This window comes from Cryobacterium sp. TS_SC_7 (assembly GCF_056156285.1).
Genome location: NZ_CM149589.1, coordinates 2371425 through 2397548, shown reverse-complemented (window position 1 = coordinate 2397548; position 26124 = coordinate 2371425). Strand labels below are relative to the sequence as shown.

Annotated in this window: 28 protein-coding genes; 10 read left to right on the top strand and 18 right to left on the bottom strand. The window is 69.5% G+C overall.

What is annotated here, in order from left to right:
- Positions 1–104: 104 nt before the first annotated feature.
- The 4 genes from AC0J5J_RS11020 (at position 105) to AC0J5J_RS11005 (ending at position 3742) form a co-directional block, all read left to right on the top strand.
- Entirely contained in the window at positions 105–1019 is a 915-nt protein-coding gene (locus AC0J5J_RS11020) for a LysR family transcriptional regulator (RefSeq protein ID WP_474898000.1), read from the top strand.
- 69 nt (positions 1020–1088) lie between these two features.
- Complete coding sequence (locus AC0J5J_RS11015) at positions 1089–1460, top strand: META domain-containing protein (protein WP_134423859.1); 372 nt, start codon at positions 1089–1091, stop codon at positions 1458–1460.
- 21 nt (positions 1461–1481) lie between these two features.
- Complete coding sequence (locus tag AC0J5J_RS11010) at positions 1482–3119, top strand: phytoene desaturase family protein (protein WP_474897998.1); 1638 nt, start codon at positions 1482–1484, stop codon at positions 3117–3119.
- A 110-nt stretch (positions 3120–3229) separates the two neighbouring features.
- The gene (locus AC0J5J_RS11005) at positions 3230–3742 is read left to right on the top strand and encodes an SRPBCC domain-containing protein (protein WP_134423858.1); all 513 of its coding nucleotides are present in this window, start codon (positions 3230–3232) and stop codon (positions 3740–3742) included.
- 52 nt (positions 3743–3794) lie between these two features.
- Here the strand turns inward: AC0J5J_RS11005 and AC0J5J_RS11000 are convergent, their stop codons facing one another.
- Complete coding sequence (locus AC0J5J_RS11000; RefSeq protein WP_474897997.1) at positions 3795–4358, bottom strand: acyl-CoA thioesterase; 564 nt, start codon at positions 4356–4358, stop codon at positions 3795–3797.
- Positions 4359–4577: 219 nt separating this feature from the next.
- Between AC0J5J_RS11000 and AC0J5J_RS10995 the strand changes: the two genes are divergently transcribed.
- Positions 4578–5216 (top strand): LysE family translocator, encoded by a 639-nt coding sequence (locus tag AC0J5J_RS10995; RefSeq protein WP_134423856.1) that lies wholly within the window; start codon positions 4578–4580, stop codon positions 5214–5216.
- Positions 5217–5424: 208 nt separating this feature from the next.
- Here AC0J5J_RS10995 and AC0J5J_RS10990 read toward each other — a convergent pair whose 3' ends face one another.
- A complete protein-coding gene (locus AC0J5J_RS10990) occupies positions 5425–6441 on the bottom strand; it encodes an alpha/beta hydrolase (RefSeq protein WP_474897995.1) in 1017 nt (338 codons plus the stop codon).
- Between the two features lie 75 nt (positions 6442–6516).
- The gene (locus AC0J5J_RS10985; RefSeq protein WP_474897993.1) at positions 6517–7062 is read right to left on the bottom strand and encodes a YbhB/YbcL family Raf kinase inhibitor-like protein; all 546 of its coding nucleotides are present in this window, start codon (positions 7060–7062) and stop codon (positions 6517–6519) included.
- 118 nt (positions 7063–7180) lie between these two features.
- Here AC0J5J_RS10985 and trhO point away from each other — a divergent pair, with 118 nt between their 5' ends.
- Positions 7181–8089 (top strand): oxygen-dependent tRNA uridine(34) hydroxylase TrhO, encoded by a 909-nt coding sequence (trhO, locus tag AC0J5J_RS10980; RefSeq protein WP_474897991.1) that lies wholly within the window; start codon positions 7181–7183, stop codon positions 8087–8089.
- Here the strand turns inward: trhO and AC0J5J_RS10975 are convergent.
- On the bottom strand, positions 8086–8520 hold the full coding sequence (locus tag AC0J5J_RS10975; RefSeq protein ID WP_474897990.1) for a hypothetical protein: 435 nt from the start codon (positions 8518–8520) through the stop codon (positions 8086–8088). The two genes, trhO and AC0J5J_RS10975, sit on opposite strands and share 4 nt — an antisense overlap.
- Positions 8517–9368, bottom strand: a complete 852-nt coding sequence (locus tag AC0J5J_RS10970; protein WP_474897988.1) for an LssY C-terminal domain-containing protein — start codon at positions 9366–9368, stop codon at positions 8517–8519. The genes AC0J5J_RS10975 and AC0J5J_RS10970 overlap by 4 nt, the downstream gene beginning before the upstream one ends.
- Positions 9369–9579: 211 nt before the next feature.
- Between AC0J5J_RS10970 and AC0J5J_RS10965 the strand changes: the two genes are divergently transcribed.
- Genes AC0J5J_RS10965 through AC0J5J_RS10955 form a run of 3 tightly spaced genes read left to right on the top strand, consistent with a single transcriptional unit; the run spans position 9580 to position 12403 of the window.
- Positions 9580–10524 (top strand): ATP-binding cassette domain-containing protein, encoded by a 945-nt coding sequence (locus AC0J5J_RS10965; RefSeq protein ID WP_474897987.1) that lies wholly within the window; start codon positions 9580–9582, stop codon positions 10522–10524.
- Positions 10521–11363, top strand: a complete 843-nt coding sequence (locus AC0J5J_RS10960; RefSeq protein ID WP_474897986.1) for an ABC transporter permease — start codon at positions 10521–10523, stop codon at positions 11361–11363. The genes AC0J5J_RS10965 and AC0J5J_RS10960 overlap by 4 nt, the downstream gene beginning before the upstream one ends.
- A 23-nt stretch (positions 11364–11386) precedes the next feature.
- Positions 11387–12403, top strand: coding sequence for an MDR family oxidoreductase (locus AC0J5J_RS10955; RefSeq protein ID WP_474897985.1), 1017 nt, complete (start codon positions 11387–11389; stop codon positions 12401–12403).
- Positions 12404–12481: 78 nt separating this feature from the next.
- Here the strand turns inward: AC0J5J_RS10955 and AC0J5J_RS10950 are convergent, their stop codons facing one another.
- The 12 genes from AC0J5J_RS10950 to hemE form a co-directional block, all read right to left on the bottom strand.
- Entirely contained in the window at positions 12482–12832 is a 351-nt protein-coding gene (locus tag AC0J5J_RS10950) for a hypothetical protein (protein ID WP_474897984.1), read from the bottom strand.
- Positions 12833–12909: 77 nt separating this feature from the next.
- Positions 12910–14238, bottom strand: a complete 1329-nt coding sequence (hemL, locus tag AC0J5J_RS10945) for a glutamate-1-semialdehyde 2,1-aminomutase (RefSeq protein ID WP_474900219.1) — start codon at positions 14236–14238, stop codon at positions 12910–12912.
- Positions 14238–15224, bottom strand: a complete 987-nt coding sequence (gene hemB, locus AC0J5J_RS10940; protein WP_474900218.1) for a porphobilinogen synthase — start codon at positions 15222–15224, stop codon at positions 14238–14240. Before hemB ends, hemL begins: the two co-directional genes overlap by 1 nt.
- A 145-nt stretch (positions 15225–15369) precedes the next feature.
- Entirely contained in the window at positions 15370–16161 is a 792-nt protein-coding gene (locus AC0J5J_RS10935) for a uroporphyrinogen-III synthase (RefSeq protein WP_134423873.1), read from the bottom strand.
- Complete coding sequence (gene hemC, locus AC0J5J_RS10930) at positions 16161–17114, bottom strand: hydroxymethylbilane synthase (RefSeq protein WP_474897983.1); 954 nt, start codon at positions 17112–17114, stop codon at positions 16161–16163. Before hemC ends, AC0J5J_RS10935 begins: the two co-directional genes overlap by 1 nt.
- Entirely contained in the window at positions 17111–18205 is a 1095-nt protein-coding gene (locus tag AC0J5J_RS10925; RefSeq protein ID WP_134423845.1) for a ferrochelatase, read from the bottom strand. Before AC0J5J_RS10925 ends, hemC begins: the two co-directional genes overlap by 4 nt.
- Positions 18205–18969, bottom strand: coding sequence for a hydrogen peroxide-dependent heme synthase (gene hemQ / locus AC0J5J_RS10920; protein WP_134423844.1), 765 nt, complete (start codon positions 18967–18969; stop codon positions 18205–18207). Before hemQ ends, AC0J5J_RS10925 begins: the two co-directional genes overlap by 1 nt.
- Positions 18970–19038: 69 nt before the next feature.
- Positions 19039–19356: a hypothetical protein gene (locus AC0J5J_RS10915; RefSeq protein WP_474897982.1), complete on the bottom strand. Its 318-nt coding sequence runs from the start codon at positions 19354–19356 to the stop codon at positions 19039–19041.
- A complete protein-coding gene (locus tag AC0J5J_RS10910) occupies positions 19346–19762 on the bottom strand; it encodes a phage holin family protein (RefSeq protein WP_474897981.1) in 417 nt (138 codons plus the stop codon). Before AC0J5J_RS10910 ends, AC0J5J_RS10915 begins: the two co-directional genes overlap by 11 nt.
- Before the next feature lie 31 nt (positions 19763–19793).
- A complete protein-coding gene (locus AC0J5J_RS10905) occupies positions 19794–20150 on the bottom strand; it encodes a hypothetical protein (protein ID WP_134423842.1) in 357 nt (118 codons plus the stop codon).
- 89 nt (positions 20151–20239) lie between these two features.
- Complete coding sequence (gene hemG, locus AC0J5J_RS10900) at positions 20240–21721, bottom strand: protoporphyrinogen oxidase (RefSeq protein WP_474897979.1); 1482 nt, start codon at positions 21719–21721, stop codon at positions 20240–20242.
- Between the two features lie 52 nt (positions 21722–21773).
- Positions 21774–22937 carry a uroporphyrinogen decarboxylase gene (gene hemE, locus AC0J5J_RS10895; RefSeq protein ID WP_474897977.1) on the bottom strand — a complete coding sequence of 388 codons (1164 nt, stop codon included), beginning with the start codon at positions 22935–22937 and terminating at the stop codon, positions 21774–21776.
- Between the two features lie 72 nt (positions 22938–23009).
- Here hemE and AC0J5J_RS10890 point away from each other — a divergent pair, with 72 nt between their 5' ends.
- On the top strand, positions 23010–24374 hold the full coding sequence (locus tag AC0J5J_RS10890) for a glutamyl-tRNA reductase (protein WP_474897975.1): 1365 nt from the start codon (positions 23010–23012) through the stop codon (positions 24372–24374).
- A gap of 329 nt (positions 24375–24703) precedes the next feature.
- Here AC0J5J_RS10890 and AC0J5J_RS10885 read toward each other — a convergent pair whose 3' ends face one another.
- Positions 24704–26089, bottom strand: coding sequence for a glycine--tRNA ligase (locus tag AC0J5J_RS10885; protein WP_474900217.1), 1386 nt, complete (start codon positions 26087–26089; stop codon positions 24704–24706).
- Between the last annotated feature and the right edge of the window lie 35 nt (positions 26090–26124).

Here is a 26124-nt window from a genome sequence, read left to right as displayed (position 1 = left end):
TGATTTCAGTGTGTGGTTTCCGTTCCTTTAGCAAAAGCGAATCTTTATAATCGATATTGATTAGCATTAGTGATCAATGCCGGGTCGGTCGAGGAGGGTGACGCATGCTGGATGTCCGCCGACTGCGTCTGCTGCGCGAGCTCAAGATTCGCGGCACTCTGGCCGGGGTCGCCGAGGCCCTCGCCTACAGCCCCTCCGCCGTCTCCCAGCAGCTCACCCTGCTCGAGAAGGAAGCCGGGGTCCCGCTGCTGCAGAAGGTCGGCCGCCGGGTGCGACTCACCCCGCAGGCCGAGGTACTGGTGTCGCACACCACCCATCTCCTGGAGCGCCTCGAACTGGCCGAGGCGGAGATGACCGCCTCCCTGACGACCGTGTCCGGCACGGTGCGCGTGGCCCTGTTCCAATCCGCGGCGCACGCCGTCATCCCCCAGGCCCTCACGCTGCTCGCCGAGGAGTTCCCCGAGCTTCGCGTCGAGGTCACCGAGCGCGAGCCTGAGCGCGGCCTGTTCGAGGTTTCCGCGCGCGATTTCGATCTTGTGCTCGCCGAGCAATATCCAGCGCACACCCGGGCGCACTGGCCCGACCTCGACCGGGTGAACCTGGCGACGGATGCGCTTCGACTCGCCGTTCCACCCCCGCGCCCCGGCCACGCGCCCCCGGCCGGGCTCACGGACGCCGCAGATCTGCCCTGGGTGATGGAACCCGAGGGCACCGCCTCGCGGCACTGGGCCACCCAGCTCTGCCGGTCGCAGGGTTTCGAGCCCGACGTTCGGTTCGAGACCGCGGACCTGATCGCGCACATCCGTCTGATCGAATCGGGCAATGCCATCGGCATCCTGCCGGACCTGATCTGGGCCGGAGCGCCGCCGACGGTGCACGTCGTCGACCTGCCGGGCAGTCCGCTGCGCACCGTGTTCTCCGCCGCCCGGCGCTCGAGTGCCAGCCGGCCGGGGGTGCTGGCCGTGCGGCAGGCGCTGGCCCGCGCCGTCACGCGGGTCGCCGCCACCGGGACGGCTTGACCTTCCTCCCTTTCGAACGTTGAATGGGCGCATCCGGCACCCCGCGCCGGCACCCGGACGGAGCCCGTCATGCCCAAACCAACCGCACTGCTCGCCGTCGCCGCCGTGGCCCTCGCCCTCGGCCTGGCCGGGTGTTCCGCGGGCACCGCCAGTGACGACGTGACAGGCACGTGGGGAACCCCCGACGCCACGGGCACTCCCGGCCTCGAGCTGAAGGCCGACCAGTCCGCGACCGGAACCGATGGCTGCAACCGGCTGGTCGGCACCTGGTCGCTCAGCGGCGAGACCATCGAGTTCGGCACATTCGCGTCGACCCTGATGGCCTGCGAGGGAGTCGACACCTGGCTGGGCCAGGCCAGCACCGCCACCGTGGACGGCAGCGTCATGACCGTGCAGGACTCCGACGGAGCCGAGATCGGCACGCTCGAACGCACCGACTGACACCCCCGCTAGTCTCGGTGCATGAGCGAACCCAGCATGAGCGAACCCGGCCTGCGCGAACCCCGACTGAGTGAACCCACACACGACGTCGTGATCGTCGGCGGCGGCCACAACGGCCTGACCGCGGCCGCCTATCTGGCCCTGGCCGGCAAATCCGTCCTCGTACTCGAGCGCGAAGACCACGTGGGCGGCGCGGCCGTCTCGGCCCAGGCCTTCCCCGGCGTCGACGCCCGGCTCTCGCGCTACTCCTACCTGGTCAGCCTGCTGCCGCAGCGGATCATCGACGAGCTCGGCCTGGAGATCGAACTCGCGCGGCGCCGCTACTCGTCGTACACCCCCGACCCGGCCGACACGCGCACGGGGCTCCTGGTCGACCACGGTGACGACGAGGCCACCGGCACCAGCTTCGAGCGGGTCGGCGCGGCCGCCGACTTCCCCGCCTGGAATGCCTTCTACAGCGACACCGGGCGCGCCGCCCGCGCGCTGTTCCCCACGGTCTGCGAGCCTCTGCCGACCCGCTCCGAAGCACGGGCGCTGCTCGGCGACGACAGGCTCTGGGAGCAGTTCATCGAACGGCCGCTCGGCACCGCCCTGCGCGACCGGTTCCAGAACGACCTCGTGCGCGGGGTCGTCGCCACCGACGGCCTGATCGGCACGTTCGCCTCGGTCGACAGCCCCGACCTCGCCGCGAACCGCTGCTTCCTGTACCACGTCATCGGCAACGGAACCGGGGACTGGGACGTGCCGGTCGGCGGCATGGGCGCGGTCACCGGCGAGTTGGAGAAAGCCGCCCGGCAGGCCGGCGCCCGCATCGAGACCGACGCCGAGGTCACAGCAATCACCCCGGACGGCGAGGTTCGTTACCGGCACGGCACCGTCGACCGGGTCGTGCAGGGCCGGCACGTGCTGGCCAACGTGGCACCCTGGGTGCTGCGGCAGCTGCTCGACGGGAACGCACCGGCATCCGTTCGCCCCGGCGGCGACCGGGGGAAGGACGCCAAGCCGGAGGGCGCGCAGGTCAAGGTCAACCTGCTGCTGACCCGGCTGCCACGGCTGCGCGACGCGACCGTGTCTCCCGAGGCCGCGTTCGGGGGCACGTTCCACATCAACGAGACCCTGACCCAATTGGAGCAGGCCCACGCGCAGGCCGACCGCGGCGGCTTCCCCGAGCTGCTGCCCTGCGAGATCTACTGCCATTCGCTCAGCGACCCGAGCATCCTCTCCCCCGAGCTCGTCGCCGCCGGCGCGCAGACCCTCACGGTGTTCGCGCTGCACGCACCGCATCGCTGGCTGACCGAGGAGAACAACGACGAGCGCCGAGACAAGCTGCAGGCCGCAGTGCTGGCCTCGCTGAATTCCGTCCTCGCCGAACCCATCGAAGACCTGATAATGACGGATGCCGGCGGCCGGCCCTGCATCGAAACGAAGACCACCCTCGACCTGGAGCACGCCCTCAACCTGCCCGGCGGCAACATCTTCCACGGCCCGCTGGAGTGGCCGTTCCTCGAGGACGACGAGCCTCGGTCCACTTCCGCCGAGCGGTGGGGCGTGGCCACGGAGCATCCGCGGATCCTGCTCTGCGGGGCCGGCGCGCGGCGCGGCGGCGGCGTCAGCGGCATCGGCGGGCACAACGCGGCGATGGCGGTACTCGAGGCGTGAGGCGGGCTTCGTGACCGGAGTCGGGGCAGCCTGCGTGGCCGCTGGCCCCAGCCCGGAGAAAGGCATAGCTTGGTACTGAGGCCCGTGCCTCACTCACCGTGGAGGTTCGCATGTCATTCAAGCCAACCGGACGCCTCGCCTATCGCGAAGACGGTCTCTACCTCATGCTCGATCGACTCTTCACCGCGTCGAAAGAAGATGTCTGGGCGAGCGTGAGCCGGGCCGCCGGCCTGAAGGGCTGGGTCGGCACCTACACGGGTGCTCCCGAGACGGGCGCCGTGCGCTTCAAGTTCGACGATCCGGATGCCGAGTGGGAGTACGTGAGCATCATCAAGTGCATCCCGCCGAAGCGGTTCACCGCCGATATCGGCGAGGACGACGCCGCCCGGCACGTGATCCTGCACCTCGTCGAGGGCGCCGGGATGACCACCCTCACCTTCGGCCAGCGCCTGCATTCCGCCGCGGAAGCCGCCGTCGCCGGCCCGTTCTGGGACTACTACCTCGACCGCCTCGTCGCGGCGCGCGCCGGTGCTCCGCTGCCCGACCGGGCGCACTACAAGCCCCACGTCGAGTACTACAGCGAGTTGATCGTGCCCAGGAAGGCCGCCGAACCGACCACCTAGGGTCGCCACGGGTCTCGGACTCGCAAGCCACGTCAGCTGGACTGCAGCCCGCTCAGCTCCAGTGGCTGGGAGCGGCGGCGCGGGTGGCTGGCATCGCGACGTCGGCGCTCCACTCCAAGAGCCAGGCCGGCACCGTCAGGTCATCGGGCACCGAGCCCACGGCGTCGACGAGTTCGTCGATGCCGACCACCCCTCCGCTGCGCTTGAGGAACCGGCCGCGGATGAAGCCCTGCGCGTAGATCTCCGGGTTGCCGTCGGCATCCGGCCGCACGAATCGCTGCTCCACGTAGACGGCCTTCTCGTCGAAGCCCAGGATGCGCGACTCGACCGTGAACTTCTGGCCGAGGGTCAGCGACTTGCGGAAGCTGATCGTCTCCGACACCACCACCGGGTACCAGCCGCGTTTCAGGAAGATCGCCCAGATGCCGGTGCGGTGCAGCAGGTCGAAACGGGCGATGTCCATGATCGACAGGTACACGCCGTTGTTCATATGCCGAAGGATGTCCTGATCGGTCGGCAGCGTGATGAACCGGGTGCTGGCCACGTCGTAGTGGCCCAGGCGCGGGCCGAAGCGGGACAGAACGGAGTGCAAAAGGGTGCGCCAGAGCATGTGCATCCTGAGATGCTAGCCACCGGTCGGCCAGACGCTCGATTCTGCTGTCGTCGGCCACAAGCATCCGGCCCCGCATGCCCGGAACCTGCACGATTGCCACAGTGCCCGGCCGCCACAGTGCCCGTTCCGGTCGAGAGTGCCCGTTCCGCGGGTCACTCTCGACCGGAACGGGCACACTCGCCACAGTGGATGCCCGGCCCCGGCCGGGTTTAGCATTCGTACATGGTTCCGCTGCCCAACCTGCTGACGTTCGCGCTGGCATCCGTCGCCCTGATCGCGCTGCCCGGACCCACCGTGCTGTTCGTGATCGGGCGGTCCCTCGCGCTCGGACGGGTCGGCGGACTGCTCAGCGTGCTCGGGAACGCCCTCGGGCTGATCCCGGTGATCGCGGCGGTGGCGCTGGGGCTCGGCGCGATCGTGACCGGATCGGTGGTGGTGTTCACGGTGATCAAGTTCGCCGGCGCCGCGTACATCGTCTACCTGGGCGTGCAGGCGATCCGGCACCGGCAGGCGGCCGCCCAGACCCTCGGCCTGAGCATCGTGCCGAAGACGAAGTGGCGCCTGCTGGCCGAGGGCTCGGTCGTGGGGATCAGCAACCCGAAGTCGATCGTGTTCTTCGTTGCCGTGCTGCCGCAGTTCGTGGACTACTCCGCCGGGGCCGTGCCGCTCCAGCTGATGACCCTGGGTCTCGTCTTCGTGGTGCTGGCTCTGCTCGGCGACAGCGTCTGGGCCCTCGCCGCCGGGTCGGCGCGCGACTGGTTCGCCTCGTCGCCCCGCCGCATGGAGCACCTCTCCGCCGGCGGCGGCGTGATGATGATCGGCCTCGGCGGCGTGCTCGCCGCCACCGGCGCCCACAGCTAGCCCTCGCGTCCCTGCCCCGGCGCCCGAGCCTGTCGAGACCCGGTGGTCGAGCCTGTCGAGACCCGGTGGTCGAGCCTGTCGAGACCCGGTGGTCGAGCCTGTCGAGACCCGGCGCCCGAGCCTCGCTCACGCCCGTCACGGCGCACCGTGTGGACGCCGGCGCACGGTAGAACATGCGCCGGCTTCCACAGGGTGCGCCCCGAACCTTCTAGGCCGCAGCAGTGACGGAGGTGGCGGCGGAGGCTGCGACGATGGCCGGCACATTCGCGACGCGGCGCACAAACGCTCCGAGCCGACGGTAGACCTCCTGCGATTCCGGATGCGCGGCATCCTGCTGCCAGGTATGGCGGGTGTTGACCTGCTGCCGGTCGTAGATCAACGTGTCGACCTCGAGCCCGCGCCTCCGCAGCGCGGCGATGAAATTCAGGTTGGCCCGGTAGAAGTAGTCGCGTTCCGAGGTGGTCACGAAGACCGGCGGGAAGCCGCTGTCGAGCCATTCGATCGGAGACATGAACCGTGCGGCGGTGCGCAGCACGACCCCGCGTCCGCGCTCGGGCAGCAGGATCCGCAGAAAGTTGAGGCTCAGCACGAACCCGCGCTCGAACATCACCGACACGTCGGCGATGCTGCAGTGTTGCACCAGCCCGCGCAGGTTCTCGGGGGCCACCCGGGGGCGGATGTCGTAGTGCGCCGCCAGCTCCGGCTCGAACGCCGACGCCGTGAGGAGCGCCGCGATATGACCGCCGGCGGAGTCCCCGCCCAGCACGATCCGGCTGGGGTCCCCGCCGAACTCCTCGATGTGACGGGCCACCCAGTCGAGCACCGCGTTGCCGTCGTCGAGCATGTGCTTGAGGTGGAAGCGGGTCGCCATCCGGTAGTTCGCGTTGACGACGATCATGCCGTCCGCCGCCTGGCTGGCCGCGTACTTGGTCAGCGGCGCCTTGTCGCCCGAGGTCCAGCCGCCGCCGTGGAAGTAGATGTAGACCGGGAGCGACGACGGCGCCTCATGCGGCACCAGCACGTCGAGGCGATGGTCCCGGATGCCGTCGCCCACGTAGTCGAGGTCGAAGTGGTAGTCGACGGTGTCGATCGGCTCCACGTTGAACCGGTGCAACTCGCCGGCCGAGATGCGGTGCATCAGTGCCCGCCAGGCCCAGACCGGAACGCGGGACAGGCTGGTTTCCCGATGCTTGCGAGGCTGCGAGGTGTGGGACTTGTGGCTCATCGGGTGGGGCTGCAGATCTGGATCACCCGAGAACAGTAGGAGACCCTCCCGTGAGCAACCTGAGAACGTCTCAGCTTAAGTCGTTGGGGTGGCTCCTCCGTGCACGCCGGTGGCCTCGAGAACCGCCCGGGCGAGGGTGTGGAAGTGCAGGTTGAACCCCAGCACGGCCGGTGTGGAGTCCGGATCGATCTCGAGCCGGGCCACGTCGACCGCATGCACGATGAACTGGTACCGGTGTGTTCCGGTGCCGGCCGGAGGGCCCGCGCCGACGAAAGCCGGCTGGCGCCCTTCGTTGGGCAGTGTCACGGCACCCGTCGGCAGCAGGCGCCCCTGCAGAGCGCCGGCAGCCTCCGGCAGGGACGTGCAGTCGGCCGGCAGGTTGAAGACCGCCCAATGCCAGAATCCGGAACCGGTCGGGGCATCCGGGTCGTACACGGTCACCGCGAAACTCTTCGTGCCAGCCGGGAATCCGGACCACTCCAGCTGCGGGGACAGGTTCCGGCCGCCGGAACCGGTGCCGTACTGCGCCGCGTCGAGGGGTGCGCCGTCGGTCATATCCGAGCTCGTGAGAGTGAAGAGGGGCACCTCGCCGAACCGGGCGAGAGGATCATTCTGGGCCATGGGGCCTCCAATTGGTTGCCAGAAGTTTAACCACCCGGCCACCGAGAGGGCCAGCGAGAGGGCCGCCGAGAGGCATCCCGGACGGATACCGGCGGGCGAAACTCCGTAAAATGGCGAGGTGTCCATTCCGAAGATCCTGCTCTACTACGTCTTCACCCCGCTGGCCGACCCCGAGGCCATCCGCCTCTGGCAACGCGACCTCTGCGAGTCGCTGGGCCTGCGCGGGCGCATCCTGATCTCCGCCGACGGCATCAACGGCACCGTCGGCGGCGACCTGCCCGCGATCAAGCGCTACCTGCGCAAGACCCGGGACTATGCCCCGTTCAAGCATCTCGACGTCAAATGGAGCGAGGGCAGCGGACTCGACGAGCAGGGCCTGAGCCTGGACTTTCCCCGGCTGGTCGTGAAGGTGCGCGACGAGATCGTGAGCTTCGGCGCCCCCGGCGAGCTGCGGGTCGACGCCGATGGTGTGGTCGGCGGGGGTGCCAAGGTCACCCCGGCCGAGCTGCACTCGCTCGTCGGCGAGCGCGGCGACGAGGTCGTGTTCTTCGACGGCCGCAACGCGTTCGAGGCCGAGATCGGGCGATTCCAGAACGCGATCGTGCCGGATGTCGCCAACACCCGCGAATTCGTGGCCGAGCTGGAGAGCGGCAAATACGACCACCTCAAGGACAAGCCCGTCGTCACCTACTGCACCGGTGGCATCCGTTGCGAGGTGCTCAGCTCCCTGATGAAGGAGCGCGGCTTCGGCGAGGTCTACCAGCTCGACGGCGGCGTCGTGCGCTACGGCGAGACCTTCGGCGACGACGGCCTCTGGGACGGATCGCTCTATGTCTTCGACCAGCGGATGTCCCTGGACTTCAGCGATCACACCGCCGTGATCGGGCGCTGCATCGACTGCGGCGAGCCGACGAAGAACATGCTCAACTGCCGGGATGTCTCCTGCCGGGAACAGCTCGTCGTCTGCCCGAGCTGTGTCCTGGCCGAAGCTCCGGCCTGCGCGGCCCATGCCACCACGAACGCCTAACCGGCACTTTTCCGCCCCCTCGCGAAGTGCCGTGCGGCCGTGCTCGACAGCGCCAGCAGGATCAGGATGTCCAGCGTGAGGCTGAACAGCGAGGTGCGGAACGTGATCGCGGCGCCGTTGAACGCGTAGTCGATAAATCCGGTGACGATGCTGAACGTTGACACCGTCATCGCCGTGATGCGGGCCCAGTTGCGGCCGAGGAACACGAAGACGGCCAACCCCGCGCCCAACAGCAGAACCACCCCGTACAGACCCAGCAGGATCCCCAGCACCAGGCCGGCGTCGGGAGTGCGGCCCCCCGGAGTCTCGATCACCAGCGCGTCGCTGAACGCGGTCCAATTCAGCAGGGCGACCAGGATGGTGCCGAGTCCCGCCAGCACCCGCGACCCCATCAGGAGCGCGCCGAGGGTCGTCGCCGCCGGACGCTTCACGGGTCGCCCCGGAGGTCGACCACCGGCAGGTCGCCATCCGTCTGGATCGTGTCGCCGCCGCCGTTGCGGGCGTGATAGCCGCTGGAGAAGTCCCGGATCACGGTGACCCGGGCCGCCGGTTCGGCGGCCAGCAGACTCGCCACGATATGGTCGCGCTCGACGTCGGTGTCCGCGTCGATCTTGTGCGTGATCTGCAGGGTGAACAGGGAGAAGCCCACGGCCTTGTCGAAGGTTCCGGCGGCGAGCCAGTCCACGCGGTAGCCGCCCGGCAGCATCCAGCCGTCGGGGCAGCGCCAGAACCGCACGTGGTGCCGCCGGGCGGGATTGTTCCGGACCTCCTGCTGGTAGGCGAAGTCCTGCATCCGACCGAACAGGAACAGGGGGCTCACGGGTGCCTCGTCATAGCTTCGCCGGGTCACCGTCGACGCCACGATCTTCCAGGCGGTGCCGAGTGTCACGTCGTCGGCTCTGGTCCAGGCGGCCGCCTCCAGGGTGCTCCGCAGCTGGGTCTCGGTTGCGTTGACGGCCAGGTTGACCGGGTCGCCGAGCAGGCCGTCGCTCGTGCGGGCCCGCCCGATGAAGTAGTCGGGCACGTAGAGCCGGGTCAGGATCCCGTGCAGGCGCGGCAGCACCAGGTAAGCCACCAGGAGCCAGAACACCACGGCGAACCAGAGGATGCCCCAGCCCAGCGACAGGCTCTCGCTGAAGAACAGCACCGCGAGCCAGACCGCGGCGGCGCCGGCGAAGACGAAGAAGAATCCGTCGACCAGGGCGCCGAACGAGACCCGGGACACCGCGGTCTGGCGGCCGGTGACGGGGCCGGTTCTGGGGGGAGCCGAGCGTGGCATGGCGACATGCTACTTCCCCGGGGCAAACGGTGGGGGCGGCAATCCCTCGAACGAATTCGACGGAGATTCTGGTCTGAACGGCTCGTTTGGGCCCAAAAACGGGTGTTGACCCAAGAATCTCCGTCGAATTGGTACCCGGGCGATCAGGACTCACTCCCCTAGGCTGGAGCCAGATTCCAGCGGCGGAATACCAGCAACGGAGGGGGAACGGATGCCGGACGGCGCGGTCATCGAGTTCAGCAACATCACCAAGACGTTCGGCAGTGTCACCGCGGTGAACGACCTGTCCTTCACCGTGGAGCCCGGTCGGGTCACCGGCTTCCTCGGCCCCAACGGCGCCGGCAAGACCACCACGCTGCGCATGCTGCTCGGCCTGGTCGCACCGACCTCCGGAACCGCCACGATCGGCGGCATCCGCTACCGGGACCTGCCGCGGCCGCTGCAGACCGTCGGGGCCGCGCTCGAGGCAGCCAGCTTCCACCCCGGGCGCACCGCCCGGAACCATCTGGCGGTCTACGCCCGAGCGGCGGGGCTGCCGGCCGCGCGGATCGACGCCGTGCTGCACCTGGTCGGTCTCAGCGCCCACGGCGGCCAGCGCGTCGGCGGCTATTCGCTCGGCATGCGGCAGCGCCTCGGCCTGGCCTTCACCCTGCTCGGCGACCCGGGCGTCCTGGTGCTCGACGAGCCGATCAACGGCCTCGACCCGGAGGGGATCAAATGGATCCGCGGCTTCCTGCGGGCCATGGCCGACGAGGGCCGCACGGTGCTGGTCAGCTCCCACCTTTTGTCCGAGGTGCAGCAGAGCGTGGACGACGTCATCATCATCGCCACCGGCGCCCTCGTGCACCGCGGCACCCTGGCGAGCCTCGAGACCGAGGCGGCGCCGCGCATCCTGGTCGACTCCCCCGACCGAACGGCCCTGGCGGCCGCCCTCGGCCACGCCGGGATCGACTTCTCCGTGGGGCGCACCGGTCTGCTCGCCGCCGCCCCCGATGCCGCCCTGATCGGGCACGTGGCCTTCCTGGCCGGTGTGGAGCTCAGCGCCCTGCACCGGGAGCGGAAGGGGCTCGAGGAGGCCTTCCTCGCCCTCGTGAACGGCGGCGGCGACACGCACGGAAACGAAACCGGAAACGCAAGCGGAGGGGAATCGCGATGACGTCCTTCAGTCGCGCCATCGGGGCCGAGTTCGCCAAGATCGGGACCACGCGCATGTGGTGGATCCTCGCCGCCGTCATGTTCGGCTACATCGCCCTGCTGGCGGGGGGCCTGTCCGCCCTGTTCGCGGGCATCGAGAGCGGCGCGATCAGCCCGGATGCCGCCGGTTCAGGCTCGCAGGGACTCCCGTCGTTCGGCAGCCTCCCACCTCTGATCTACAGCTTCGCCTCATCGATCGGTTACGTCTTCCCGGTTCTGCTCGGTGCTCTGGCCACCACCGGGGAGTTCCGGCACCAGACCCTCACTCCCACTTTCCTCGCCAATCCCCGGCGGGGTCAGGTGCTCGGAGCCAAGACCATCGCACTGTTCGTGATGGGGGCTGTCCTCGGGGTTGTCGCGCTGCTCGCATCCGTCGGCGTCGGCGCGCTCGTGATCGGCGCCTTCGGCCTGGACCCGCTGCTCGGCGAGAGCGCCACCTGGGCACTGATCGGCCGCACGGTGCTTGCCATGGCCGTCTGGGCGACCATCGGGGTCGGCCTCGGCGTTCTGGTGCCCAGCCAGGTGGCGTCGATCGTGATCGTGCTCGCCTTCACCCAGTTCGTGGAGCCACTGCTGCGCTTCGCGTCCCTGTTCACCGAGGTGACGCAGGGGATCGGCAACTACCTGCCCGGCGCCGCCTCCGACGCCCTGGTGGGCGCGAGCTTCTTCACGCTCGCCGCGCCGGGAGGTACCGCCGCGGCGATGCTGGAGTGGTGGCAGGGCGGGCTCGTGCTTCTGGCGTACGCGATCGCGGCCACCGTCATCGGTTACATGGTCAGCTGGAAGCGCGACGTCACCTGAACCGGTACGCGTAGTCTCGACCCATGGGTATTGAGACTGAGTTCCGCGCCATCGTCGTCGACCGCACCGAGGATGCCGACGGGAAGAAATCCCAGGGCGCGACCCTGCGCGTGATCGACGACGCCTTCCTGATGCCCGGTGACGTCACCATCGCGGTGGACTACTCGAGCATCAACTTCAAGGACGGCCTGGCCCTGATGGGCCGCCCCGGGGTGGTGCGCAGCTGGCCGCTGATCGCCGGGATCGACCTCGTCGGAACGGTCGAGCAGAGCGCCGACCCGCGCTGGTCGGCCGGGGACCAGGTCATCCTCAACGGGGCCGGCCTCAGCGAAACCCACCACGGCGGACTCGCGGAGCGGGCCCGCGTCTCGGGAGCCTCGCTGGTGCGGCTGCCGGAGGGGATCAGCCCCGCGCAGGCCGCGGCGATCGGCACGGCCGGCTTCACCGCCATGCTCTCCGTGCTCGGCCTCGAACGCGCCGGGGTCACACCGGAGGCCGGCGCTGTGCTGGTCACCGGCGCGGCCGGCGGAGTCGGCAGCATCGCGGTCGCGCTGCTCGCGGCCCGCGGCTACCAGGTGCACGCGTCGACCGGCCGTATGACGGAGCTCGGCGACTACCTGCACGGGCTCGGCGCCGTCGAACTCGTCGACCGGAACACCCTGAGCGAGGCCGGGAAGCCGCTGCAGGGCCAGCGCTGGGCCGGCGCGATCGATTCGGTCGGTAGCTTCACCCTCGCCAATGTGCTCGCCCAGACCACCTACGGCGGAGCGGTCACGTCCTGCGGCCTGGCCCAGGGGGCCGACCTTCCGGCCACGGTCATGCCCTTCATCCTGCGCGCCGTCAGCCTGATCGGGATCAACTCCGTCGAGGCCCCGCTCCCCCAGCGGGAAGAGGCCTGGCACCGGCTCCGCACCGACCTCGACCTCGGCCTGCTGGACAGCCTCACCCAGGTCATCCCCCTGGAGGCGGCCTTCGACGCCGCTGCGGGCATCCTCGCCGGTACCCTGCACGGGCGCACGGTCGTGGACGTGCGCGCCTGAGGGTCAGGTTCGGGGTTTCGACGGGCTCAACCACCGGTTGCGACGGGCTCGGTTTCGACGGGCTCGGTTTCGACGGGCTCAACCGCCGAGTTTGAGCGACGCGATCAGGTCCGGTGCGTGACTGGTGGTCAGGATCACCCGGGAGAATTCGTCGTCGATGAGGTCGATGACGACCGCCTGACGTTTGCGCTTGATGGCCAGGAAGTCCTTGCCGCCGTGGAACTTCCAAGTGCCGACCGCGACCACGTGTGGCAGGCCGACCCCGGGGGAACGGATGCCGCGGATCCAGATCCAGGGGTCATCCGTGATCGCCACTGAACGGATGTGATCCCGCGGCACGACGAGGTCGTCGCGCCGCAGCGCAAGCGCCTTCTCCGCTTTCGTGAGGTGGATCTCAAGCCGGTCAGGGTGAACGCGGAGGGAAGCCATACGTCTAGTGTGCCTGCTCACGACCGAAATCGGTGTGTCGCTTCCTCACAAAGAAATGCTGCACTCCCGAGACGGGGTCACTCCCCGGCGGTCGCCGCCGCAGCGGCCTTCGCAGCGGCCGGGAGGGCCTCGAGGATCCAGCCCACCGCGCTCTCGTCGTGGGCATCGGACACGAACCACGCCTCGAACACCGACGGAGGCAGCGAAATGCCCTGGTCGAGCATCGAGTGGAAGAACGGCCGGTACCGGAACGCCTCCTGTCGCTGCACCTCGGCATAGGTGCGGGGCGCCGCGGCAGCAGCCTCGGCCCCGAAGGCGAAGCTGAACAGGTTGCCGGCCCGCTGCACGCTGTGCTCGACGCCCTCGGCGGCGAACGCGGCGGACACGGCCTCCGAGAGCAGCAGTGATGTGGCATCGATGTGTTCATAGACACCGGCGTCCAGGGCCCGCAACGTGGCGATGCCGGCCGCGACCGCCACCGGGTTTCCGGAGAGCGTTCCGGCCTGGTAGACCGGGCCGTTCGGCGCCAGGAAATCCATCACGTCGGCGCGTCCGCCGAGCGCCGCCACCGGCAGGCCTCCGCCGATGATCTTGCCGAAGGCGAACAGGTCGGGGGTGTAGCCCGCGTCGTCACCGCTCGCGGTGTCCAGACCCCAATATCCGGCCGGATGCACGCGGAAGCCGGTGAGGACCTCGTCGATGATCAGGAGCGCGCCGTGCTCGTGCGCGATCGCGGTGAGGGCCGCGTTGAAGCCGGGGTCCGGAGCCACGACGCCCATGTTCGCGGCCGCGGCCTCGGTGATCACGGCGGCGATGCGGCCCGGGTGCGCCTCGAAGGCGGCCCGCACGGCATCCAGATCGTTGTACGGCAGCACGAGGGTTTGCGCGGCGGTCGCCGCCGTCACCCCGGCCGAACCGGGCAGGGCCAGCGTGGCCAGGCCGGAGCCGGCCTGCGCCAGCAGTCCGTCCGAGTGGCCGTGGTAGTGCCCGGCGAACTTGATCAGCAGGTCGCGACCGGTGAAACCGCGGGCCAGACGGATGGCCGTCATGGTGGCCTCGGTTCCGGTCGACACCAGGCGCAGCTTCTCGACCGCGCTGACGCGCTCCTCGATCAGTTCGGCCAGAACGGTCTCGCCGGGGGTGGAGGCGCCGAAGGAGAGGCCGAGCGCGGCGGCATCCTGCACCGCCTGCACGACCTCCGGGTGGGCGTGGCCGAGGATGGCCGGGCCCCAGGAACTGACCAGGTCGACGTATTCGCGCCCGTCGGAGTCGGTCACGTAGGCACCCTTCGCCTTGACCAGGAACAGCGGTGTGCCGCCGACCGAGCGGAAGGCCCGCACGGGCGAGTTGACGCCGCCGGGGATGGCGCGCTGCGCGCGGGCGAAAAGGTCGTCGTTGCGGGTCATCATCGAGCCTGTCTTTCGTTGAGCCAGGTGGCGAGTTCGACCGCCCAGTAGGTGAGAACGGCGTCTGCGCCGGCACGACGGATGCTGAGCACCGACTCCTCGACGGCACGGCGGCGGTCGATCCAGCCGTGCGCGGCCGCGGCTTCGATCATGGCGTATTCGCCGGAGACCTGGTATGCCCAGACCGGAATATCACTGACGGCGGCGACGTCGGCGAGCACGTCGAGGTAGCTGCCGGCGGGCTTGACCATGACGATGTCTGCACCCTCCTCGATGTCGAGCAGGGCCTCGCGCACGCCCTCCCGACGATTCGCGGGGTCGAGCTGATAGCTGCGGCGGTCACCCTCGAGGGTCGATTCGACGGCGTCGCGGAAGGGACCGTAGAAGGCCGAGGCGTATTTGGCCGAGTAGGCGAGGACGGCGGTGTTGACGTAGCCGTTCTGGTCGAGCGCCTGGCGAACGGCGGACACCTGGCCGTCCATCATCCCGCTCAGGCCGAGCAGCTGCGAGCCGGACGCCGCCTGCACGAGCGCCATCTCGCAGTACCTCTCGAGGGTGGAATCGTTGTCGACGCTGCCGTCGGCGGCGAGCACGCCGCAGTGGCCGTGGTCGGTGAACTCGTCGAGGCAGAGGTCGGTCTGCACGACGAGGGCGTCGCCGACCTCAGCGACCAGGGCACGGGTGGCGGCGTTGAGAATGCCGTCGGGATCGGTGGCGCCGGAGCCGACGGCGTCGCGCACGGCCGGCACTCCGAAGAGCATGACCCCGCCGATGCCGGATGCCGCGGCATCCGTCACGGCCCGCCGGGCGCTGTCGATGGTGTGTTGAACCACCCCGGGCATCGACGGGATCGGCATAGCCTCGCCGGTGCCCTCCCGAACGAACATCGGGAGAACCAGTTCGGAGGGGTGCAGACGGATTTCGCTGGCCAGGCGACGGAGCGCAGGAGTGGAGCGCAAACGTCGCGGGCGGATGACGGGGTTTATCACCCGTCAACCCTACGTCGCCCGGCTGGACGACCTCGACGGGCCGCGGCGAGTGTTGCCGTTCCGGACAACTGTTGCCGGCGTACCGGCAACAGTTGTCCGGAACGGCAACAAGAAGACTCCTGCCGAGCGCGGGCGCGCCGGGTCAGCGGGACTGGGCGACGAGGACGAGGGCCTCGATCAGGGACTCGGCGCTGGGTGCGTCGGCGACGACGTCGACCCGCAGGCCGATCGCTGCGGCATCCTTCGCCGTCCTCGGCCCGATGCAGGCCACCAGGCTGGATTCCGGGATGGGACCGAGCTGGTCCTGCACCTGCTGCGCGACGCTTCCGGAGGTGACGAGGATCGCCTGCACGTTGCCGGCGGCGACGTCCGCCACCACGCGCGGGTCGACGGGCACGCCGACGGTACGGTACGCGACGACCGACTCAACCTCGTGGCCGATGCGCCGCAGACCCTCGGTCAGCAGCGGCTTGGCGATCTCCGAACGCAGGGTGAGGATGCGCAGGGGCACCTGGCCGGCGGTGGCCGCCTCCCACTCCGCGAGCAACCCGCGGGCGGAGTTGTCTTCGGACGGCACGATGTCGACCCGGTAGCCGGCCGCGACCAGGGCGGCGGCCGTGGTCTCGCCGACGGCCGCGATGCGGGTGGTCGAGGCCACGACGGCCCGGTGCGACGACAACACGTCCACTGTCGTCGCGCTGGTGACCGTCATCCAGTCGAAGTCCCCGGCGGCGAGGCGCGCCAGGGCCTCCTCGAGCGCGGGGGCATCATCGGTCGGGGCGAAGTTGATCATGGGGGCCACGATCGGCTGGGCACCCTGGGAGCGCAGATCGGCCGCGACGTGGTCGCCCCACGGCCCGCCGCGGGGCACGAGGACGCGCCAGCCGGTGAGCGGCTTGGCGAGGCTGGGTTTGGTCTTGTAGCGCGAGGTCATCACGAAGTCACCTTCATCGGGGCGAAGTCGGCAGCGCCGCCGGCGAGCAGGTCACGCGAAACACGGTCAGAAACATCTTGCGCGGCATCGGTCAGGTGCGCAATGGAGTGCGAATCGGGGGTGGCGGCGTGCGAGCTCACGACGCTGCGGGTGCCGTCCGGGCTGTACACCGTGGCGGTGAGGAAGAGGAGCCCGTCGTCGATGGCGGCCATGGCCCCGATCGGCGCTGCGCAGCCGGCCTCGAGCCGGGCCAGCACGAAGCGTTCGGCCATGACCGTGGCCTGGCTGGTGGAGTGGTTGATGGCGGTGAGCGCACCGGCGAGGGCCCGGTCGGGACGTTCGTCGCGCACCTCGATCGCCAGCGCGCCCTGACCGGGTGCGGTGGGCCAGTCGGACAGCTCCAGGTACTCCCCGTCGACGGACTCGAGCAGCGCGAGGCGGCTGAGCCCGGCGGCGGCGAGCACGACGGCATCGAGGTCACCCTCGGCCACGCGGGACAGCCGGGTGTCGACGTTGCCACGGATGTCGACAACGTCGAGATCCGGGCGCAGCGACAGAAGCTGGGCCTTCCGCCGCGGTGAGCCGGTGCCGACCCGGGCGCCCACGGGCAGAGTGGTCAGGTTGAAGCCGCCGCGGGCGCACAGCACATCGCGCGCATCCGCCCGCTTCGGCGTGGCGCCGATGCGGAGAGCGGGGTACTCGGCCGTGGGCAGGTCCTTGAACGAGTGCACGACCACGTCGCATTCGCCGGCCAGCAGCGACTCGCGCAGGGCGCTGGCGAAGACGCCCGTGCCGCCCAGGGTGGAGAGGGGTTCGCGGGAGGTGTCGCCGTGCGTCGTGATCGGGATGATCGACACTTCGGAGCCGGACGCGGTCGCGATGCGGTTCGCGATCGCCGTGGTCTGGGCCAGGGCGAGCGCGCTTCCTCGGGTACCGACGCGGATCAGGCTCACGGAGCCATCCCGGCCACGGCGGGCTTGAAGCCCAACCGCACGTTCTCGCAACAACCCGGCCGGCAGACGTCGTACCAGGGACCGAGGTCGGTCTCGTGCGGGCGGGCGTCGGCAGGGGTGTCGTTCAGCCGCTCCTCGACCAGGTCGATCAGTCCGCTCACGAACGCCGGGTCGACGCCGGGCGTCGGCACGCGCACAGACACCAGGCCGAGCTCACCGGCCGTCTCGGTGGCCTCGTTGTCGAGGTCCCACATGACCTCCATGTGGTCGCTGACGAAGCCGAGCGGCACGATCACGATGGCGCGGATGCCCCGCTCGGGCAGCAGGGCGATGGCATCGTTGATGTCGGGCTCGAGCCACGGCATGCTGGGCGGCCCGCTGCGGGACTGGAAGACCAGCTGCCACGGGGTGTCCACACCGACCATGACCTTCTGGGCGACGGCCAGGTGCTGCGCCGCATAGGCGCCACCCTCGCCGAAGCCGCGCTCGGACGGGCCGCTCTTGTTGGCGTCGGTCATCGGGATCGAGTGGGTGGAGAACAGGATCTCGACCTCGGTGGCCAGGTCGATTCCGGGGACCTGAGCCTGGACATCCGCGAGGCCCTTGTGCAGGGCGGTCACGAACGGGGTGACGAAACCGGGGTGGTCGAAGAACTGGCGCACCTTGTCGATGTGCACCACACCCTCCAGCCCGGTCGCGGTGAGCGCCGCCGCGAAGTCCTCGCGGTACTGGCGGCATCCGGAGTAGGAGCTGTAGGCACTGGTGGCGATGGCCAGGAGCCGGGTCTGGCCGTTGGCGTTGGCCTCGCTGATGGTGTCGCGCAGGTACGGTGCCCAGTTGCGGTTGCCCCAGAGCACGGGCAGGTCGATGCCGCGACGCTCGAGCTCGGCCTGAAGCGCGGCCCGGAGAACGCGGTTCTGGTCGTTGATGGGGCTCACTCCGCCGAAGTGGCGGTAGTGCTTGGCAACCTCTTCGAGGCGTTCCTCGGGGATGCCGCGGCCGCCCGTGACGTTGCGCAGGAACGGGATCACATCGTCCTGGCCTTCGGGGCCGCCGAATCCGGCCAGCAGGATGGCGTCGTAGGTAGTCATTACTGCAGAACCTCCACGAGTTCGGCCGTCGTGATGCGGCGGCCGGTGTAGAACGGGACCTCTTCGCGCACGTGACGGCGGGCCTCGGTGGCCCGCAGTTCGCGCATCAGGTCGACGAGCTCGGTGAGCTCGTCGCTTTCGATCGGCAGCAGCCACTCATAATCGCCGAGGGCGAACGAGGAGACGGTGTTGGCGATGGCACCGCGGAAGGCCGCGCCCTTACGGCCGTGATCGGCGAGCATGGCGCTGCGCTCGGCCTCCGGCAGCAGGTACCACTCGTAGCTGCGCACGAACGGGTAGATGGTGAGCCAGGCCTTCGGTTCGATACCGCGCAGGAATCCGGGGACATGGCTCTTGTTGAACTCGGCGTCCCGGTGCACGCCCATGGCGTTCCAGGTGGGGAGGAGACTCTTCAGCAGCGCGCTGCGGCGCAACTGGCGGTTGGCCCACTGCAGGGTTTCGGCGTCCGGCGCGTGGGTCCAGATCATCACGTCGGCGTCGGCGCGAAGGCCGGACACGTCGTAGAAGCCACGCACCGTCACGCCCTCGTCCTCGACCAGCGCGATGACGTCGTCGAGCTCACGCACGGCGCGCGGCACGTCGTGGCCGTCGAGGTCATCGGGGTTGCCCGGGTCCTTGCGCAACACCGCGAACAGGGTGAACCCCTGCGGCGATGCGGCTGGTGTGTCGGTGGTTCCGTGGGTCTCAGCAGAGGTGGTGGAGTGAGGTGGGTTTACTGCCTCTCCGGCAGCCGGGTGAGTCATAACTACTAGTCTCTACTTCTTTCCTGCGAGAGCCAAAACTGCTCGGCCGCAGGCCGGGATCCCGTGACCTCAGCGACGCTGTACGGCCTTGACGCCGAGCCAGACGGCACCCACCGTTGCCGAGACGCCGCCCAGGACGATCCCGGCGAGCGCGACGGGGTTCTTGTCGCCGAACTCGCGCAGACGCACCTTGAACAGGCGCGAGCGCACCCGCATCTGCCGCGGCAGATTGAGCTTGTACTCGATCGCGTCGAGCGTCTGAGCGAGTTCGACGCGGGCTCGCGTCGCCTCGGCGCGAAGCTCCGTCTTGCTCTTCGGCGCGGTGTCGACTGCGGCGACTCTCTCGTCCACGGTGTCGATCGTCTTCGCGTTCTGGTCAGTGCTCATACTTGCCAACTCCCTTGAGCGCGTCGACGTCGCTACGGATACTCGCCGTGACTCCGTCTGGATCGGATGTGGTTCCGGCCGTCACCCGGTTTTTGCCGACCAACGCCAGGATCCCGGCGAGCAGAAGCAGGGCGAGGGCCACAATCAGGGCCGCGAGCCAGAGCGGCAGCACGAGGTCGAGGGCGATGACCGCGAGCGCGACCAGCACCATGACGGCGAAGAACGCGAATACGGCGGCGACGACGAACAGGCCGATGCCCAGTCCGATGTTCTTGGCCTTGCCGGCGAATTCCGCCTTGGCCGCGTCGAGTTCCGCCTTGACCAGGGCAATGACCTGGCCGGGCAGCTCACCGAGCAACTCGAACGTGGATCTCCGGGCCTTCGGATTGAATTCGCTGTTACTCACTGAATCCCCTTCGTTCGGATTGTCGCGGCGATTACTGAGAAGTGGTGTCGCCGGCGGCGCCCGGTGCGGTCGCTGCCGGTGTCGGTGCGGTCGCTGCCGGTGCGGTCGCTGCCGGTGTCGGGACCGTGTAGCTGGTGCCGGTGGAGCCGGACGACTTGCTCTGCACCGCGGCGACGAGCTTCTTGCCGGTCTGGAGGAGCGCCGACGGCACATCCCCGACTCGTTCGAGCGCGAAGTCGCGGGCCTCGTTCACTCGGCGCTGCACGGGCGGTGCGTTCCACAGGTTCTCCGCGGTTGCCACGATCTGGTCGTAGCGCTTGCGCCCGGCCCGGGCACCCAGCACATAGCCGACGAGCCCGCCCGTGATGAACAGAAGCTTTCCCCGCATTGTGACTCCATTCCTCAACGTGTACGTAGTTCTCAGAGTATCCCCCATCCGGGATGGAAGAAGAGTGTGCGCTGTCGGGACGGGGGGAATCAGATGCCGAGAGCGTCGTGCCGGGTGCGGGAGGCCGCGGCGACGGCATCCGGGATCACCGACGCCAGCCCGGTTCCGGCCAGCCAGGCACCCGTGAGTTCGAGCCCCGACGTGGCGGCGACGACCTCCCGGACCTGTTTCACGCGCTCGGGCGCGCCGACGGTCGCCGGCGAGAGGGCATCTCCCCAGACGGTTCGGGCGAAGCCGCGCACGGCCGCGGCGTCGAGGTCGACGCCCAGGATCGTGCGGGCGTCGTGCAGGGAGAGGGCGAGGAGCTCATCGTCGCTGAGCCGGGCCGTCGGGCTGTCCTGGCCGGCCCGGCCATAAGACAGACGGATGACGTGACGGCCTGGTCCGGCCGCCTTGGCCAGCCATTCCCACTTGGCGGTCACGTGCGTGAGCGCCTTGGCGGTGACTCCGGGCGTCGCGGCCGCGACCAGCACGCCGGTGCCGCGCGGGTGCGCGTCGAGCTCCGGGGCGTCGATCACGATCGTGGCCAGTTCGATCGCGGTCGGCTGGGGCCAGGCGAGGTCGACGAGCGCCGCGTGGGCCGGGCTCAGGTCGGCCATCAGACCGAGCGCCTGCGCGCCCGGGGTCGCGATGATCACGAATCGGGCATCGAGGGTGGGCTCAGGCTCGAGGGCGGGCTCGTCCGGGCCGCCTGTCTCCCGGGCAGCCGGGGCGTGGGTGACCGTCCAGGTGGGTGCGTCGTCGGTGCCGGCGCGATGCAGGCCGGTGACCGGGGCATCCGTCACGATCTCCACGTCGAAATGCCGGAGGTCGGCCACGAGCGCGGCCACGAGCCGGGACATGCCGCCGCGGAGCCCGGCCACGTTCGAGCCCGCCGGGGCGGCCGAGCGCAGGGAGAGCACGGCGCCGGACAGGGACCCGGTCACCGTGAGGGCGGAGTTGAGGCCCGGGGCCACCACGTCGATCTCGAGATCGTCGGCCGCGGAGGAATACACCCCGGTGGTCACGGGCTCGACCAGCCGCTCCAGCACGCGACGTCCCATGCGCTTGCGCACGAGCGCGCCGAGGCTGTGTTCACGACCGATTGTCATCACCGGCATCAGCCGGTCGGCGTAGGCGCGCCAGGCGCCGCTCCAGCCGATCACGCGGCGCACGTCGTCGGCCAGGGGCGAACCGGGGATGCCCAGCACGCCGGCCTTGGGCAGAGGCACGCTGACCGAGCCGTTCGGTACGCGGTCGTCGGGAAGTTGCAGCCACGCGCCCGCAGGGTTCGGCGCCACGACCTCGTCGGACAGGCCGAGGTCCGCGATGAACTCGGCCACCGCGTTGCGGCGCACCGCGAAACTCTCGGCACCGCTGTCGAGGGTGAGTCCGGCGACCTGATGGCTGCCGAGCGCGCCGCCCGGCACCCCGGTGGCTTCGAGCACGGTCACGCTCAACCCGATTCGGGCGCAGGAGCGGGCGGCGATCAGGCCGGCCACTCCTCCGCCGATGACGATGACATCTTTCATTCGCTGCCCCTGCGCTTCCCTCTGCGTGCGTGCGTGCTCGGTGTGCTGCCGGTCAGGAAGCGGCCGGCGGGGCGGCGGCGGGCGTGGCCGCGGTGACCTCGTGCACGAAGGACACCAGCCGGGTCAGAACGTTCGGGTCGGTCATCGGCGGAACGCCGTGACCCAGGTTGAGCACGTGGGCCGGTGCAGTGCGCCCCCGCTCGAGCACGTCGAGGACATGGGCTTCGAGCACCGGCCACGGTGCCGCGAGGAGGGCCGGATCGATGTTGCCCTGCACCGGAACGAGTCCGCCGAGTCGCCGGTTGGCTTCGTCGAGCGGAACCCGGTAGTCGACTCCGACGACGTCGGCGCCGACGTTGTGCATTTCCTTCAGCAGCTCTCCCGTGCCGACACCGAAGTGCACGACGGGCACGTTACGGCGCACGGATGCGGCGTCTGCGGCATCCGTGCCCGCGGGGACCTCGTCATACGTGAGGTCGCGCACGTGGGCGATCGCCGCGGTCGAGGCCGGTGCGACGAACCGGGTGTAGTCGTCGAGGGAGAGCGCGCCGGCCCAGGAGTCGAACAGTTGGGCGGCGGACGCGCCGGCGAGGACCTGGGCGCGCAGGAAACGACCGGTGACTTCAGCGGTCCAGGCCATCAATTCGGTCCAGGCGTCGGGGTCGGCGTGCATCAGCGTGCGGGCGTGGATGTGGTCCTTCGAGGGGCCGCCCTCAACGAGGTAGGCCGCCAGCGTGAACGGGGCACCGGCGAAACCGATCAGCGGCGTCGAGCCGAGTTCCGCGACGGTGCGGGCGACGGCGGCCCGGATGGGAGCCAGAGTGGTATCGAGCACGGAGGGGTCGAGGGCTGTGAGCTCCGCGACATCCTTCTTGGTGCGCACTGCCTTGCCGAGTACCGGCCCCATCCCGGCGACGATCTCGACGTCGACGCCCACGAGCTTCAGCGGGATCACGATATCGCTGAAGAGGATGCCGGCGTCGACGTTGTGGCGGCGCACCGGCTGCAGCGTGATCTCGCTCGCCATCTCCGGTTCGAGGCAGGCGTCGAGCATGCGGGTCCCGACCCGCAGCGACCGGTATTCGGGCAGCGAACGGCCGGCCTGGCGCATGAACCAGACCGGTGTCTTGTCTGGCCGGGTGCCCTGGTAGGCGCGAATGAGGCGGGAATCGGCAGTGAGTCCGGTTGCGAGAGGGTGTTGCGCGTCAAGGTTCATTTCCTTGATTCTGTCAAACTTCCGACATTCGGGCGATTCGGGAGGCTCAGTCGAAGGTCGTACAATCGACGAGTGTTGATCTGTCTGTCCGCCAGTCATAAGAACTCCAGCTTCGACGTGCTGGAGAAATTGTCTGTCGGTGCGAGCGACACGGCCGGCGGAATCCTCGAACGGCACTCGGCCCTGGTCGGCGCCGTTGTCGTGGCCACCTGCAACCGGTTCGAGGCCTACCTCGACCTCGACGAGCCGGCAGGCTCCTCCCCGCTCACGGCCGTGCACGCCGCCATCGACGGCGTCAGCGCAACCACTGGAGTAGCGGTCGACGTGCTGCGGAACACCCTCGACCTCGTGCATGGCGGCAGTGTCGCCGAGCACCTGTTCGCCGTGACGAGCGGCCTCGAATCCGTGGTCGTCGGCGAGGGGGAGATCGCCGGTCAGGTGCGCCGCTCGCTCGAGCAGGCCCGAGTCGGCGGCACCACCAGCCCCGAACTCGAGCGCCTCTTCCAGCGCGCCTCCCAGACCTCGCGCGGCGTGAAGAACCGCACCGGCATCGGCGCCGCCGGGCGTTCGCTCGTGCGCCTGGCTCTCGAACTGGCCGAAAGCCGCATCACGGACTGGGCCGAGACCCGCGTGCTCCTGGTCGGCACCGGACGCTACGCGGGCGCGTCCCTCGCCGCCCTGCGTGACCTCGGCGCCGAGAACGTGCGGGTGTACTCCCCCTCGGGACGAGCGCACAAGTTCGCCACCTCGCACCAGATCGCCGCCGTCTCCGAATCCGCGTTCGCCGTGGAGGCCGCCGAGGCCGACCTGATCCTCACCTGCACGACCGCCGACACCCATGTGATCGATGCGGCCCTGCTCCACTCCGGGCGCGCCCTCTCCCTGCAGCTGCCGGCCGCCGAAGCGCGCGCGCTCCCCGCCTGCCCGATGAAGGACGCCCCGGCGGAGATCGCGCGACGCCTCATCATCGACCTGGGCCTGCCCCGCAACGTCGACCCGGATGTCACGGACCTGGCCGGTGTCGAACTGCTCGACCTCGAGACCATCCGCATCCACGCCCCGCTCGAGGAGCTCAACGCCACCAGCGACGCCCGTTTGATCGTGGGGCGCGCCGCCCGCAAATTCTCGGCGGTAGCCGAGGAACAGAGCCTGGCACCGGCCGTCGTCGCCCTGCGAAGCTACATCTTCGACATCCTCGACGGGGAGATCGAACGGGCGCGCAACCGGGGCGACGACAGCGAACAGACCGAGTCGGCCCTGCGTCACCTGGCCGGCGTGCTCCTGCACACCCCGATGGTGCGCTCCCGCGAGCTGGCCCGGGCGGGCGAGCAGGCCGCGTTCCTGGGCGGGATCGATGCCCTGTTCGGCATCCAGGTCGAGCTCCCCACCGCCGGTTCCGTGGCCGCGGTCGTCGATATCGGCCCAGCCGCCTCCTGACCCTGGGCGCGCCCGGCCGGCCCTAGCCGTCTCGACCTTGCGCTCGGCACGGACCCCGGGCCGTCCGGCTGCCAAGCGCGTGCATAACTCCTGCAATTCGTTGCCGGGAGCCGGCGGCACCCCCGGAAACATGCGGGAGTGCGGTCCGCCCGGCGCAATTTGCAGGAGTTATGCGCAGAAACAGCCGGCCACGCCCGGATGTGGACGTGACCGGCGGCACCGAGCAGGCACCGGCGGCACCGAGCAGGTGCCGCGCAGGAGCCGCGGCCGGCAGGCGTCAGCAGACGGCAGGAGGCAGCAGGCGGCAGCAGGCGGCAGGCGGAGGGACGCTAGGCGCCGCGGAGACGCACGGCGAGGTAGGCGTCGAGCTCGTCGAGGGGCACGCGCTCCTGCGCCATGGTGTCGCGGTCGCGCACGGTGACGGCCTGGTCGTCGAGCGAGTCGAAGTCGACCGTGACGCAGTACGGGGTGCCGATCTCGTCCTGGCGGCGGTAACGGCGGCCGATCGCGCCGGCGTCGTCGAAGTCCACGTTCCAGGACTCGCGCAGCCGCGCCGCGAGGGACTTCGCCATCGGCGAGAGCGCCTCGTTACGCGACAGGGGCAGCACGGCGACCTTGATCGGCGCGAGCCGCGGGTCGAGCTTGAGAACAGTGCGCTTGTCGACGCCGCCCTTCGCGTTGGGCACTTCCTCCTCGTGGTAGGCGTCCACCAGGAACGCCATCAGCGAACGGGTGAGTCCGGCCGCGGGCTCGATCACATAGGGCACCCAGCGCTCGTTCTTCGTCTGATCGAAGTATGAGAGGTCCTTGCCGGATGCCTCCGCGTGCGTCTTGAGGTCGAAGTCGGTGCGGTTGGCGACACCCTCGAGCTCGCCGAACTCGCTGCCGCTGAAACCGAAGCGGTACTCGATGTCCACGGTGCGCTTGGAGTAGTGCGACAGCTTCTCGGCCGGGTGTTCGAACAGGCGCAGGTTGTCGATGTTGATGCCGAGGCCCGTGTACCAGTTCATCCGCTGGTCGATCCAGTACTGGTGCCACGTCTCATCCGTGCCGGGCTCGACGAAGAATTCCATCTCCATCTGCTCGAACTCGCGGGTGCGGAAGATGAAGTTGCCCGGGGTGATCTCGTTGCGGAAGCTCTTACCGATCTGGCCGATGCCGAACGGCGGCTTCATGCGGGCTGCCTGCAACACGTTGGCGAAGTTGACGAAGATGCCCTGCGCGGTCTCCGGGCGCAGGTAGTGCATGCCGGCCTCGTCGTCGACCGGGCCGAGGTAGGTCTTGAGCAGGCCGGAGAAGGCGCGCGGTTCGGTCCAGATGTGCCGGTTGCCGCAGTTCGGGCAGGGGATGCCGTCGATGCCGCCTTCGGGCGGGCGGCCCTTCTTCTCCTCGAATTCCTCCTCGAGGTGGTCGGCACGGAAGCGCTTGTGGCAGCTCGTGCACTCGACCAGCGGGTCGCTGAAAACCTCAACGTGACCGGATGCCTCCCACACCTTGCGGGGAAGGATCACCGAGGAGTCAAGGCCGACCACGTCGTCGCGGCTGGTGACCATGAAGCGCCACCACTGCTTCTTGATGTTCTCCTTGAGCTCCACGCCGAGGGGTCCGTAGTCCCAGGCGGACCGCGATCCACCGTAGATTTCACCGGCCTGGAACACGAACCCGCGGTGGCGGGCAAGGGCGATGACGGAATCGAGGCGGGACAGGGCGGCCACGGTGGCTCCAATGGTCGAGAGGGCGGAAAAACTGG

What these genes read in the sequence shown, in the direction of transcription:
- AC0J5J_RS10950 (WP_474897984.1), bottom strand. Translation starts at nt 12,832, where the DNA reads ATGGCTTCCCTCCGCGTTCACCCTGACCGGCTTGAGATCCACCTCACG.
- AC0J5J_RS10960 (WP_474897986.1), top strand. Translation starts at nt 10,521, where the DNA reads ATGACGTCCTTCAGTCGCGCCATCGGGGCCGAGTTCGCCAAGATCGGG.
- hemE (WP_474897977.1), bottom strand. Translation starts at nt 22,937, where the DNA reads ATGAACCTTGACGCGCAACACCCTCTCGCAACCGGACTCACTGCCGAT.
- AC0J5J_RS10905 (WP_134423842.1), bottom strand. Translation starts at nt 20,150, where the DNA reads ATGCGGGGAAAGCTTCTGTTCATCACGGGCGGGCTCGTCGGCTATGTG.
- AC0J5J_RS10925 (WP_134423845.1), bottom strand. Translation starts at nt 18,205, where the DNA reads ATGACTACCTACGACGCCATCCTGCTGGCCGGATTCGGCGGCCCCGAA.
- hemL (WP_474900219.1), bottom strand. Translation starts at nt 14,238, where the DNA reads ATGACCCGCAACGACGACCTTTTCGCCCGCGCGCAGCGCGCCATCCCC.
- AC0J5J_RS10935 (WP_134423873.1), bottom strand. Translation starts at nt 16,161, where the DNA reads ATGACCTCGCGCTACAAGACCAAACCCAGCCTCGCCAAGCCGCTCACC.
- AC0J5J_RS11015 (WP_134423859.1), top strand. Translation starts at nt 1,089, where the DNA reads ATGCCCAAACCAACCGCACTGCTCGCCGTCGCCGCCGTGGCCCTCGCC.
- AC0J5J_RS11020 (WP_474898000.1), top strand. Translation starts at nt 105, where the DNA reads ATGCTGGATGTCCGCCGACTGCGTCTGCTGCGCGAGCTCAAGATTCGC.
- AC0J5J_RS10955 (WP_474897985.1), top strand. Translation starts at nt 11,387, where the DNA reads ATGGGTATTGAGACTGAGTTCCGCGCCATCGTCGTCGACCGCACCGAG.
- AC0J5J_RS10995 (WP_134423856.1), top strand. Translation starts at nt 4,578, where the DNA reads ATGGTTCCGCTGCCCAACCTGCTGACGTTCGCGCTGGCATCCGTCGCC.
- AC0J5J_RS11005 (WP_134423858.1), top strand. Translation starts at nt 3,230, where the DNA reads ATGTCATTCAAGCCAACCGGACGCCTCGCCTATCGCGAAGACGGTCTC.
- AC0J5J_RS10970 (WP_474897988.1), bottom strand. Translation starts at nt 9,368, where the DNA reads ATGCCACGCTCGGCTCCCCCCAGAACCGGCCCCGTCACCGGCCGCCAG.
- AC0J5J_RS10990 (WP_474897995.1), bottom strand. Translation starts at nt 6,441, where the DNA reads ATGAGCCACAAGTCCCACACCTCGCAGCCTCGCAAGCATCGGGAAACC.
- AC0J5J_RS10985 (WP_474897993.1), bottom strand. Translation starts at nt 7,062, where the DNA reads ATGGCCCAGAATGATCCTCTCGCCCGGTTCGGCGAGGTGCCCCTCTTC.
- AC0J5J_RS10915 (WP_474897982.1), bottom strand. Translation starts at nt 19,356, where the DNA reads ATGAGCACTGACCAGAACGCGAAGACGATCGACACCGTGGACGAGAGA.
- AC0J5J_RS11000 (WP_474897997.1), bottom strand. Translation starts at nt 4,358, where the DNA reads ATGCACATGCTCTGGCGCACCCTTTTGCACTCCGTTCTGTCCCGCTTC.
- hemG (WP_474897979.1), bottom strand. Translation starts at nt 21,721, where the DNA reads ATGAAAGATGTCATCGTCATCGGCGGAGGAGTGGCCGGCCTGATCGCC.
- AC0J5J_RS11010 (WP_474897998.1), top strand. Translation starts at nt 1,482, where the DNA reads ATGAGCGAACCCAGCATGAGCGAACCCGGCCTGCGCGAACCCCGACTG.
- hemQ (WP_134423844.1), bottom strand. Translation starts at nt 18,969, where the DNA reads ATGACTCACCCGGCTGCCGGAGAGGCAGTAAACCCACCTCACTCCACC.
- AC0J5J_RS10965 (WP_474897987.1), top strand. Translation starts at nt 9,580, where the DNA reads ATGCCGGACGGCGCGGTCATCGAGTTCAGCAACATCACCAAGACGTTC.